This window comes from Phaeobacter inhibens DSM 16374 (genome assembly GCF_000473105.1).
Lineage (GTDB): Bacteria > Pseudomonadota > Alphaproteobacteria > Rhodobacterales > Rhodobacteraceae > Phaeobacter > Phaeobacter inhibens.
In genome coordinates this window covers 131210-142717 of record NZ_AXBB01000004.1, presented here as the reverse complement: position 1 = coordinate 142717, position 11508 = coordinate 131210, and the positions used below count along the sequence as shown (strand labels likewise).

Sequence of the window (11508 nt, the reverse complement as noted above, 5' to 3'; positions counted from 1 at the left end):
TTTACAGGCGCTTCACGCCACATTGCATACGATTGCAAAATTATCTTGCCAAATTAACGCAGCAAAGACTAACCTTTTTGCAATCGTATGCAAAATAGATTTCGCTGGGAGGCGGACCCGCATGGCACAGATAGAGCTGCGTAATATCAGCAAGCGTTGGGGCAGCTTTGTCGGGGTTGATAATTTCGACCTGACCATCGCAGACAAGGAGTTTCTGGTTCTCCTGGGGCCGTCGGGCTGCGGCAAGACCACAACGATGCGGATGATTGCCGGACTGGAAAGCGCCAGCGAGGGCGACATTCTGGTGGATGGCAATCGGGTCAACGAACTGGAGCCGAAGGACCGGGACGTCGCCATGGTTTTTCAGAGCTATGCGCTTTATCCCAATATGAACGTCTACGAAAATATCCGCTTTCCGCTGAAGGTGCGCGGTGTTGACGCCAAGACCCATGACGAGAAGGTCCGACGGGCCAGCGCCATGGTTGAACTGGACGAATTCCTGCATCGCAAGCCGGCCGAATTGTCAGGCGGTCAGCGGCAGCGGGTGGCTCTGGCCCGGGCCATCGTGCGCGAACCGAACGTGTTTTTGATGGACGAACCGCTGTCTAACCTCGATGCCAAGTTGCGGGTCTCTACCCGTGCGCAGATCAAAAACCTCAGCCATGAACTGGCCGTGACAACGATCTATGTGACCCACGACCAGATTGAAGCGATGACCCTCGCCGATCGCGTGGTGGTCATGAACAAAGGCGTCGTACAGCAGGTCGGTAGCCCGACAGAGATCTACGACCGTCCCGCCAATGCCTTTGTGGCTAGTTTCATCGGCTCACCTGCGATGAACTTGATGGAGGGCGGCCTGTCCGGCGGACGGTTTACCGCCCAGCATACGGATATTGCCGGTCTGAGTGGCCAGGACGGCCCGGTCACACTGGGTTTTCGGGCCGAGGACGCCAGCGTTGTGGACAGCGGCGGCCAGATCAACGCCCCGATCTACACGATGGAGCTCTTGGGCGATGCAACCATGGTTACGGTCCGCATTGGCGGCGTCCTGGTTTCGGTCAAGGCAGATAAGACCTTCCGCGCAGAGATCGACGATATGGTGTCGATCCACGTGCCCACCGATCACTGCCACCTGTTTGATACACAAACAGGTGCGCGGCTGGGGGGGTAATCCCCCACCACCGCCGCCTTCGTGCATGCGACGGGGGCAAAGACGGGGATGCTGTCCGGACGGCTTCCCCCTATAACAGGGAGACTACCATGAAATTCACACATATCGCACTTGCCAGCTCGGTTTTGGCTCTTGCCGCGACCGCAGGTTCTGCCTGCGAGATTTCGGCACGGGTCAATATTGTCGGCAATGAATTCCCCGCCATCCATTCTGTCGCCGATGCGGCCAAGGAGTGTACCGGTGGCGAGGTCAAGGCCAACCTGACAGCAGACCATCAGAAGATCAACGTTGCGGGCATGACCGGCAACCCGGCGGAATACACCTCTGCGATCATCGCCAACTCCTCCATCGTGGCCCTGATGAACGAAGACGTCATACGTCCGCTGGACGATCTGGTCGCCAAACACGGTGACGGGCTGCAGAAACCCCAGCTGATCACCATCGATGGAAAGATCATGGCCGTGGCCTTCATGGCAAACGCCCAGCATCTGGTTTATCGCGCCGACGTGTTGGAAGAGATCGGTGTTGAGCCGCCCAAGAGCTATGAGGACCTGCTGGCAGCCGCCAAGATGATCCGCGAAAAGGGCCTCATGGAGAACCCCGTAGGCGGTGCCTACAAGGCGGGTTGGAACCTCGCGCAGGAATTCAACAACATGTATCTGGGCCACGGCGGCAGCTTTTTTGAGCCGGGCAGCGCCAAAGTCTCGATCAACAATGAACAGGGCGTAGCCGCTCTGGAAATGATGAAGTCGCTGTCGGAATATATGAACCCCGACTTCCTGACCCATGACTCCAACGCCACCAACGCCGAATTCCGTGCCGGCAATGTCGCGTTGATGAACATGTGGGGCAGCCGCGCTGCAACTCTGGCCGATGCCGATGGTGTCGTACAGGAGGTGAAGGATCACATGGCCATCTCCGGTCCGCTGACCGTGGCGGGGGGATCTGATGCCGCCTCTACCCTGTGGTGGGATGGCTGGACTGTCGCCAAGAATATTCCCGACGCCGAAGCCGAAGCCACCTTCGTCGCGCTGACCCATGGCATCCGCCCCGAGATGCTGAACGAGGAAACCGAACCTCAGGCGGTCTGGCTGATCGACGGCTATGAGCCGACCGATGCGGCTCAGGGTGTCTTTGAGGCCGTGCAGATGAGCACCAGCCCCTACCCGATGCTGCCCTATATGGGTCTGCTGCATACCGCGCTGGGTGCTGAGCTGAGCGATTTCATGCAGGGCAAGGAAAGCGCTGAACAGGCTCTTGCTGATGCAGAATCAGCCTATACCGCTGCCGCCAAGGAAAAAGGGTTCCTCAACTAAGTTGAGGCCCAACCGGCAGAGGGGAGCCTCCCCTCTGCCACCACCACCTGAACTCTGGACATCGGTTTGTCATGAAACACCGCACCTTTTTCTGGTTCTTTCTGCCCACCGGGCTTGCGATGCTCTTGTTCATCGCGCTGCCCATCGTGTCGGTGTTGTTCCAGTCCGTTCACACGCCCCATGACGCCGTTTTGGTGACGGTTGAAAACTGCGGTCCCTTCGGCTGCAAAGAGGAAACCACCATCGACCAGGAGGCCACCCGTGCCCTGCGCGATGCGGAGCCTTTGGGCAAATTTGTTGGCCTGCAAATCTATTTTGATCGTGGTCATCTGGCTGTGGCCGAGGTGGCAGAAGCCTGGCGCAGCACCGACAGCATCGGCGCTTTCTTGGGCGAAATCAGCGACCTGCCCTTCTACCGCGCGATGGGTTTTACGCTGACCTATACCTTTACTGTAACTCCGCTGCTGATCGTGCTGGGTCTGATGATCGCGCTCGCCGTGAACTCGCTCAACCGGCATCTCAAAGGGCTGGTGATCTTCTTCTCGCTGCTGCCGATGATCGTGACGCCGCTGATTGGCTCCCTCATCCTGTTCTGGATGATCGACAGCCGTGGTGTACTTGGATCTGCGCTGCAATATCTGACCGATGATCCGACCCTATCGCTCAAAGCCTCGACCGGGCTGACCTGGGTTATGCTGATCATCTATGGGGTCTGGCACTCTGCGCCCTTCGCCTTTGTGGTGTTCTATGCAGGCCTGCAAACCCTGCCACAGGACCAGCTGGAAAGCGCGCAGATCGACGGCGCCACCCGCTGGCAGCGTGTCCGCTACGTGGTGGTGCCGCATCTGATGCCGCTGGTGACCTTTGTGGCACTCATTCAGCTGATGGACAACTTCCGCGTCTTCGAACCGATCGTCGGCTTCAACGCCGAGGCCCACGCGACGTCTTTCAGCTGGATCATCTTCAACGATATGGGCGGTGAAACCCGGCTGCTGTCCTCCGCCGCGACCACATCCGTTCTGACCATTCTCGGCGTTGCCGTACTGCTGACCCCGGTGCTGATCCGGACCTGGCAAGATTTCAAGGGGAAGACTTAACATGAGCAGTTCCGCCGCCACCCGCCGCCCATTGGGCCTGCGCCTGCTGGTCAATGGTTTCATCCTGTTCTGGCTCATTCTCGCGGCCTTTCCATTTCTTTGGACCTTCTGGGGATCCTTCAAGGTTGAGCTGGATTTCTTCTCCATCGCGGACTGGACAAACGCGCTGACCGGTACGCTGACCAAGGCAACCCACGGATCCTCGGTGACCGGCGTCGGGTACGAAGGGGCCTGGATCCAGGAGGAATTCTGGAAAGCAGGCATCAACACCACACTGGTCTGTATCTTCGTGGTGATGACCTCGCTGACGATCGGAACGCTGGGTGGCTATGCCCTGTCCCGCTCCGGTTATCGCTATACCTTCTGGCTGCTGATCACTGCGCTGATCTTCCGCGCGATGCCGCCGATTACCCTGGTTGCAGGCTACCTGCTGCCGTTTTTTGAATGGAACCTTTGGGGGCATCTTGCGACCACGGTCATCGTTCTGGTGGCGATCAACCAGCCCTTCACCCTGTGGATGTTGCATTCGTTCTTCCAGTCGATCCCGAAGGAACTGGACGAAAGCGCCAAGGTGGATGGCTGCACCCAGTTTCAGGCCTTCCGCCATGTGATCATCCCGGTGATGTGGCCCGGCGTCATCACCACCGGCCTGTTCTCTTTCCTGCTGGCGTACAACGACTTTGCCGTCACCTCGATGCTGCTCAGCAAGGACAATCAGACCATGATACCCAAGATCGCCAGCTTCATGGGGACCACCCAGACCGAAGGCAACGTGATGTTTGCCGTGGCCGCCGTGGTCTCTGCCACAGCCCCGCTGTTTGTGCTGGTGATGTTTTTCCAGCGTCAGATCGTGAGCGGCCTGACCGCAGGTGCGGTCAAAGGATGAGCGCCTCTTTCCGTCATAACGCCCTCGGCCGCCATCCGGCGCTGAACAGGATGCCAAGGGATTTTCTGTGTGCGGGATCTCCTCCCCCCATCACAGATTTTCCCTTGGTAGACTGAAAAGGATAAGACCAATGAAAGGGTCTCGCCCAGAACAAGCCGTGCTGACCAAAGACACGGATATGAGCAAAACAGAAGACACCCGCCGCGTCATCGAAGAGATGGTCGATGGGCTGAACGACCACCGCATCGGCGATATTGGCGAATTCTTTGCCGATGGGTTCCGCTGGATGGGGAATCAGGGATGCGGCACCAAGACCGGGCTGAAGGAATTTCAGGACAACTGGCAGCGCCCGTTTCAGGCAGCCTTCTCCGACAAGGTCTGCATCGACGAGGCCCGCCTCTACATGGGCGAATGGGCTGCGGCCTTTGGTCGGCAGGAAGCCACGCACAGCGGGACCTTCCTCGGCATAGCGCCCACCGGCAAACGGGTGGAGATCCGCTACATGGATTTCTGGAAAGTCGTTGACGGCAAAATCGTGGACAATTGGGTCAATGTCGATTTCGCCCATGTCGCCGCCCAGCTCGGCGTCGATCTGTTCAACGGCGAAGGCTGGGAAGCATTTGATCGTGGCGAGACGCAACCGCCACGACCCGACAACAAAGGATAAATACGATGGCGATTGACTATCTCAAACGCGGCAAACCCGAAGCAGACCGGGTCGAAGACGACGCCAAGACCGCCTCTGTGGTGGCTTCAACGCTGAAGGATATTGAGGCCCGTGGCGATGCCGCCGTGCGTGAACTTGCCTGCAAGTTCGACAATTACGACCGCGACAGCTACCGGCTGAGCGAGGCTGAGATTGAGGCGATCATCGCCAAGGTCTCCCCGCGCGAGATGGCAGATATCCAATTCGCACAGGATCAAGTGACCAAATTCGCGCAGGCGCAGCGGGACTCCATGCTTGACATCGAGGTGGAGCCGATGCCCGGTGTGATCCTCGGCCACAAGAACATCCCGGTGCAATCCGTCGGCTGCTATGTGCCTGGCGGCAAATTCCCCATGGTGGCCTCCGCGCATATGTCTGTGGCCACCGCAAAGGTCGCAGGTGTGCCGCGTATCGTGGCCTGCACCCCGCCCTTCAACGGTGAGCCGAACCCCGCCGTAATCGCGGCAATGCACCTTGGCGGTGCGCACGAAATCTATGTACTCGGCGGGATTCAGGCGGTGGGCGCCATGGCGATCGGCACCGAAAGCATCGCACCGGTGCATCTGCTGGTCGGCCCCGGCAATGCGTTTGTTGCCGAAGCCAAACGTCAGCTCTTTGGCCGCGTGGGCATTGACCTCTTTGCGGGTCCGACCGAAACCATGGTCATCGCCGATGACACGGTTGATGCCGAACTCTGCGCGACCGACCTTCTGGGACAGGCCGAACATGGCTACAACAGCCCTGCTGTTCTGGTCACCAACAGCCGGACCCTCGCCGAAGAAACGCTGAAGGAAATCGACCGGATCTTGGCCATCCTCCCCACCGCTGGCACCGCCCGCGTCAGCTGGGAGGACTACGGTGAAGTAATCCTCTGCGATACCTACGACGAGATGCTTGCGGTAGCCGATGATATTGCGTCGGAGCATGTTCAGGTCATGACCGACCGCGATGATTGGTTCCTCGACAACATGACCTGTTACGGCGCGCTGTTCCTCGGCCCGCGCACCAATGTTGCCAATGGTGACAAGGTGATCGGCACCAACCACACGCTGCCGACGAAGAAGGCCGGGCGCTACACCGGTGGCCTTTGGGTGGGTAAATTCCTGAAAACCCATTCCTATCAGAAGGTCACCAGCGATGAGGCCGCAACGCTGATTGGCGAATACGGCTCGCGCCTGTGTATGCTGGAAGGCTTCGTGGGCCACGCCGAGCAATGCAACATCCGGGTTCGTCGCTATGGCGGGATCAACGTCCCCTATGGGGAAGGCGCCCCTTACCGCGACGCTGCTGAATAAACATCCAAGATCTGCCGGGCGGGGGTATTCCCGCCCGGCATCAAAAGCCTCCTCTTAATTCGGACCAATGATGGACCACCCTAGCGCCCATAAGGCCCTGTTATCTCCGCTGTTCTCGGCGATGCGCGATTTTTCGGCGGACCCGGTGCAGAGCGCAATGACAGCGCTTTTTTCTGCCCAAGCTGAGATCCATCTTTGCCACCCTCTTGGTGATATGCGCGGCCCGGATGCGCTGTATCAGACGGCCTATGCCCCCTTGTTGCGGGCGATGCCGGATCTGGAACGGCGCGACTGGATCGTGATGGCTGGCGAAACCTCCCAAGGAGAGCAGTGGCTGGGGGCTGGCGGTCATTATATCGGAACCTTCATGGCGCCGTGGCTGGACATTCCCCCAACCGGGCACATCGCCCATATGCGGTACCACGAATTCTATCGCATCTCAGATGGCAAAATCGTCGAGATGCAGGCAATATGGGACCTCCCGGAGCTGATGATGCAGGCCGGTGCCTGGCCCATGGCGCCCTCACTCGGGCGGGAGTTTTTTGTCCCCGGACCCGCCACACAGGACGGGTTTGTTCGCGGCCCATGGGACCGGGATCAGGCGACGGCGTCCTGTGATCATATCGTGGACATGCTGGCCCACCTGACGCGCCACCCAGCGCAGGGTGGCCCGGAGGTGATGGAGATGGAACGCTTCTGGCATTCACGTTTCAACTGGTATGGCCCAGCCGGGATTGGGACTGCGCGCGGTGTTTCGGGCTTTCGCAACTGGCATCAGATCCCCTTTCTGAACGCGATGCCAGATCGTGGCGCCAAGGATGAGACGCTGGATTTCCATTTCTTTGGCGATGGCGATTATGCCGCTGTTACCGGCTGGCCAAACATGCGCCAGAGTCTGACATCGGATGGCTGGCTGGGGCTCCCGCCCACCGGCCAGATGATTGACCTGCGCAGTCTTGATTTCTGGCGGCTGGAGAATGGGTTGATCCGGGAAAACTGGGTTTTGGTCGATCTGCTTGACCTCTATGCACAGCTTGGCGTTGACGTGATGGCCCGACTGCGCGAGTTCAACAAAGCCCGCAATCCGGGCCCCATCCCACAAATCGGAGATCGCCCGTGACCCTGCCCCGCACCCCTTCCTTCCGTCTTGATGGCAAACGCGCGTTGGTGACCGGGGCCAGCTCCGGCATCGGCCGCGCCTGTGCCGTGGCCTTGGCAGAGGCCGGGGCCCATGTCACCATCGCTGCCCGTCGGATTGAGCCGCTGGAAGCGCTGGTCGCGGAGATGCAGGCAGCCGACATGCAGGCGGAGGTGATGGTTCTCGACGTCGCTGACATTGCCGCCACTCAGGCCGGCATCAGTGAGCGTATAACCCAAAATGGCGCCTTTGACATTCTGGTGAACTCCGCCGGGCTGGCGCGCCATAGCCCTGCCAGCGACACCACTGAGGGTGATTTCGACGCGGTGATCGACCTGAACATCAAGGGCGCCTATTTCCTGACCCAGGCAGTGGCCAAGGGGCTGATGGCGGCCGGCAAACCCGGTTCACTCATCAACATCAGCAGTCAGATGGCCAAGGTCGGCGGTCTGGACAGGGCCGTTTATTCTGCAACCAAACATGCGGTTGAGGGGTTCACAAAATCCATGGCCATCGAATGGGGGAAATCGGGTATCCGGGTAAATACCATCTGCCCGACTTTCATTGTGACGCCACTCACGCAGTCCACCTTTGACCGTCCGGAACGCAGGGCCTGGATCGAAAGCAAAATCCAGCTTGGCCGCATCGGTGAGGTTGAGGATATCATGGGTGGCGTGGTCTATCTGGCCTCTGACGCCTCGTCCCTGATCACTGGCACCGCGCTGATGATCGATGGCGGATGGACCGCAGAATGACCGCCGCAAAGATCACCTCTGCCGATGTGGCGCGGCTTGCGGGCGTATCGCAATCCGCTGTCAGCCGGGTCTTCACCCCCGGAGCCTCCGCCTCGAAAAAAACCGTGGACAAGGTGCGCGCGGCAGCGGAATCCCTCGGCTACAGACCGAACTCGCTGGCCCGGGCCATGGTTTCCGGTCGCTCGCGTATTATCGGGTTGGTGGTGGCCTATCTGGAGAACCATTTCTACCCGGAGGCTCTGGAAAAACTGTCCAACGCGCTTCAGGAACGCGGCTATCACGTATTGATGTTCATGGCCCCCAACACGGCCCACAGCATCGACAATGTGATTGAAGAAATCCTCGACTATCAAGTTGACGGCATTATCGCAGCCTCGGTTGCCATGTCGTCGGAACTGTCAGATCGCTGCCGCGCCGCCGGTGTGCCGATGGTGCTGTTCAACCGGTCGCAAGATGACCCGAGCATGTCAGCCGTCACATCGGATAACTATGCAGGCGGGCGCAAGGTCGCTGAGTTTCTGCTGGCCGCTGGGCATCGTAAGATCGGCTATATCGCGGGTTGGGAAGGCGCCTCGACCCAGCGCGACCGCGAAACGGGGTTTTGCGAGCGACTGGCCGAGGATGGGCTGACATTGCATGCCCGTGGCGTGGGCAACTTCAAGATGGAAACCGCCGCCGAAGCCACCCGCCAGATGTTCACCGGCGACCGCCCGGATGCGGTGTTTGTGGGCAATGATCACATGGCCTTTGCGGTGATGGATGTGCTGCGTTCCGAACTGGGGCTTTGCGTGCCGGGGGATGTTTCTGTGGTGGGATATGACGATGTGCCCACCGCCGCCTGGCCAGCCTATGACATGACCACAGTTCGTCAGCCCGCCAATCGCATGGTTTCGGCCACGGTGGATATTCTGCTGAACGAAATCAACGGCGCGCCGCAGAGGCCGCGCCGTATTGCCATTGATGGCCCATTGATTGTTCGCGGCTCTGCCCGCATTCCCGAAGGATGGAAAAATGAAGGGTTTTGATCCCAAATTCAAAGACTTCCCCGATTACATTGTCGGCATCACCAAAGAGATCTGGGAAGACCGGGGTATTTCCACCCTGCATGAGTATTATGCGCCCGAGATCGTTGTCAGAATGCCCGGAGCGGTCTCGACCGGAAATCAGGGCGTGATCGGTGCCACAATGGCAACCCTCGCCGAATTCCCCGACCGCACCCTGCTGGGCGAGGATGTGATCTGGTCCGGCACCCCGGAGCAGGGCATGCTGTCGAGCCACCGGATCATGTCTACGGCGACACATCTTGGCGACGGGGCTTTCGGCAAGGCGACGGGAACCAAGCTGAAATACCGGATCCTCGCCGACTGCCACGCCAGAAACAATGCCATCGATGACGAATGGCTCATCCGCGACAATGGCGCGATCGTGCGGCAAATGGGCTGGGAGCCGGAGGGTTTTGTCCGCGATCTGATCACTCGCGAAGGCGGTCCGGAACGGGCCGTGAAGCCACTAACGCCCACGACTGACCAGCCCGGACCCTATCAGGGCACAGGTAATGATAACGAATGGGGGCAACGCCATGCTGACCTGCTGATCCGCATGATGGCGGCTGATATGGGTGCGGTAGAGGATACCTATGATCGCGCGGTGCAGACTGAATACCCCGGTGGCATGACCGGCCATGGCCGCGCTGCGGTCGATCAGTTCTGGATGTCGCTACGCGCCTCCCTGCCCTCTGCAACCTTCACCATTCATCACCAGATTGGCCGCTCCGACACCAATATGCCGCCCCGCTCAGCCGTGCGTTGGAGCCTGCATGGCAAACATGATGGCTGGGGCGCGCTTGGAACGCCTACCGGCGCCGATATCTACGTGCTGGGCATCAGCCACGCCGAATGGGGTGAACTGATCGGCGGCGACATCCGGTTGCGGCGCGAATGGACCCTGTTTGACGAAACCGCGATCTGGAAACAGATCCTGCTACAGACAGGCGACCTCTGAGTGAATGCGCAGACCTCATATTTGAACGCCAGTCAGGCGGCACGGCGCTATCATACGCACCGAGCCTCTCTGCGGGCGCGCCGCCTGAACAACCGCCCTCCCGGGGTGCGGGTTTGAAACCTGTCAAACCCAAGATCCAAAACGGAGAAAACACATGAGCACCATTCAAAACCGCATCGTCCGCTACGGTGAGCTGCGCCCCTGCAAGACTGCCTTCATCGACGCCCACACCCCCGGCTCCGACCAGAAGGAAAACTTCACCATCATCGGCGGCGGCGTTTCCGAAAGCCCGGACCAGCATGTCCATATCACCGACCAGATCGGCTTCAACATTGGCGCCGCAGGCCAGCCGCCGAAATGCCGCAACTCGCTGCACAGTCACACAACCGCCGAAGTCTTCTTCGTGCTGAAGGGGCGTTGGCGCTTCTTCTGGGGCCGTCACGGGGATGCCGGTGAATTTGTCGCCGAGGAAGGCGATATCTTCAACATCCCCACTGGCATCTTCCGCGGGTTTGAGAACATTGGCACCGACTACGGGATGATCATGGCCGTGCTGGGCGGTGATGATGCCGGCGGCGGCGTCACCTGGGCCCCTCAGGTGATTGAGGACGCCCGCGACCACGGGCTGGTTCTGGGTGAAAACGGCGTGCTCTACGACAGCAAGAAAGGGGTATCCCTGCCCGACGGCATAAACCCGATGCCCTTGCTGAGCGAGGAGGAGCTGGCTGCATTCCCGGAGGTCCCCGTTGAGGCGGTGGTCCGTGACTATGTGGCGCGGTACTGGGATCTGATGGCGTTGGCCCGCGACAAACCGGCCAAGGTGATCGGTGCAGATGCGCTCCTCAAGGACAAGCCCGGTTTCTGCGTCGATTTCCTGACCCGCGGCTCCTTGCCTGCTGACATGCACAGCCATGATCAGCACACTGTGTTGATGCCGGTGCGCGGCCACTGGCGGCTGCGTTGGGAAGGGGGCGAAACAACCCTTAATCCCGGCGACACTGCATTGATCAAGGCGGGTGAGACCCACAGCCTGGAACCGTCCATGACCGGTGAGGCAAGCCTCTACCGGGTCACCGCCACCGATGATCCGGCCGGCGCGACCTGGACCGGCAACTAACGCAACTCCCTCCGCGCGGCGGCGAG

The 11508-nt window shown here is 59.8% G+C and carries 11 protein-coding genes; all 11 read left to right on the top strand.

The genetic code is table 11. The annotated features are described in order from the left end of the window. Positions 1-121 precede the first annotated feature (121 nt). Entirely contained in the window at positions 122-1171 is a 1050-nt protein-coding gene (locus INHI_RS0100650; RefSeq protein ID WP_014875630.1) for an ABC transporter ATP-binding protein, read from the top strand. A gap of 89 nt (positions 1172-1260) precedes the next feature. Further along, positions 1261-2487: an ABC transporter substrate-binding protein gene (locus INHI_RS0100645; protein ID WP_027246355.1), complete on the top strand. Its 1227-nt coding sequence runs from the start codon at positions 1261-1263 to the stop codon at positions 2485-2487. 71 nt (positions 2488-2558) lie between these two features. Next, positions 2559-3584, top strand: coding sequence for a carbohydrate ABC transporter permease (locus INHI_RS0100640; RefSeq protein WP_014880930.1), 1026 nt, complete (start codon positions 2559-2561; stop codon positions 3582-3584). Between the two features lies 1 nt (position 3585). After that, entirely contained in the window at positions 3586-4470 is an 885-nt protein-coding gene (locus INHI_RS0100635) for a carbohydrate ABC transporter permease (protein WP_014875633.1), read from the top strand. A gap of 130 nt (positions 4471-4600) precedes the next feature. Continuing rightward, positions 4601-5137, top strand: coding sequence for an ester cyclase (locus INHI_RS0100630; protein ID WP_027246354.1), 537 nt, complete (start codon positions 4601-4603; stop codon positions 5135-5137). Positions 5138-5142: 5 nt separating this feature from the next. Continuing rightward, complete coding sequence (gene hisD, locus INHI_RS0100625; protein ID WP_027246353.1) at positions 5143-6471, top strand: histidinol dehydrogenase; 1329 nt, start codon at positions 5143-5145, stop codon at positions 6469-6471. A 67-nt stretch (positions 6472-6538) separates the two neighbouring features. Then, the gene (locus INHI_RS0100620; protein ID WP_211233559.1) at positions 6539-7591 is read left to right on the top strand and encodes an ester cyclase; all 1053 of its coding nucleotides are present in this window, start codon (positions 6539-6541) and stop codon (positions 7589-7591) included. Then, on the top strand, positions 7588-8364 hold the full coding sequence (locus INHI_RS0100615; protein ID WP_027246351.1) for an SDR family NAD(P)-dependent oxidoreductase: 777 nt from the start codon (positions 7588-7590) through the stop codon (positions 8362-8364). The genes INHI_RS0100620 and INHI_RS0100615 overlap by 4 nt, the downstream gene beginning before the upstream one ends. Then, a complete protein-coding gene (locus tag INHI_RS0100610) occupies positions 8361-9389 on the top strand; it encodes a LacI family DNA-binding transcriptional regulator (RefSeq protein ID WP_027246350.1) in 1029 nt (342 codons plus the stop codon). Before INHI_RS0100615 ends, INHI_RS0100610 begins: the two co-directional genes overlap by 4 nt. Beyond that, positions 9376-10365: a nuclear transport factor 2 family protein gene (locus tag INHI_RS0100605; RefSeq protein WP_027246349.1), complete on the top strand. Its 990-nt coding sequence runs from the start codon at positions 9376-9378 to the stop codon at positions 10363-10365. Before INHI_RS0100610 ends, INHI_RS0100605 begins: the two co-directional genes overlap by 14 nt. Before the next feature lie 154 nt (positions 10366-10519). Continuing rightward, entirely contained in the window at positions 10520-11482 is a 963-nt protein-coding gene (locus INHI_RS0100600) for a cupin domain-containing protein (RefSeq protein WP_027246348.1), read from the top strand. The last annotated feature ends 26 nt before the right edge of the window (positions 11483-11508 follow it).

Coding starts and splice junctions, on each gene's coding strand:
- INHI_RS0100640 (WP_014880930.1), top strand. CDS start 2,559: ATGAAACACCGCACCTTTTTCTGGTTCTTTCTGCCCACCGGGCTTGCG.
- INHI_RS0100610 (WP_027246350.1), top strand. CDS start 8,361: ATGACCGCCGCAAAGATCACCTCTGCCGATGTGGCGCGGCTTGCGGGC.
- hisD (WP_027246353.1), top strand. CDS start 5,143: ATGGCGATTGACTATCTCAAACGCGGCAAACCCGAAGCAGACCGGGTC.
- INHI_RS0100600 (WP_027246348.1), top strand. CDS start 10,520: ATGAGCACCATTCAAAACCGCATCGTCCGCTACGGTGAGCTGCGCCCC.
- INHI_RS0100645 (WP_027246355.1), top strand. CDS start 1,261: ATGAAATTCACACATATCGCACTTGCCAGCTCGGTTTTGGCTCTTGCC.
- INHI_RS0100650 (WP_014875630.1), top strand. CDS start 122: ATGGCACAGATAGAGCTGCGTAATATCAGCAAGCGTTGGGGCAGCTTT.
- INHI_RS0100620 (WP_211233559.1), top strand. CDS start 6,539: ATGATGGACCACCCTAGCGCCCATAAGGCCCTGTTATCTCCGCTGTTC.
- INHI_RS0100630 (WP_027246354.1), top strand. CDS start 4,601: ATGAAAGGGTCTCGCCCAGAACAAGCCGTGCTGACCAAAGACACGGAT.
- INHI_RS0100635 (WP_014875633.1), top strand. CDS start 3,586: ATGAGCAGTTCCGCCGCCACCCGCCGCCCATTGGGCCTGCGCCTGCTG.
- INHI_RS0100605 (WP_027246349.1), top strand. CDS start 9,376: ATGAAGGGTTTTGATCCCAAATTCAAAGACTTCCCCGATTACATTGTC.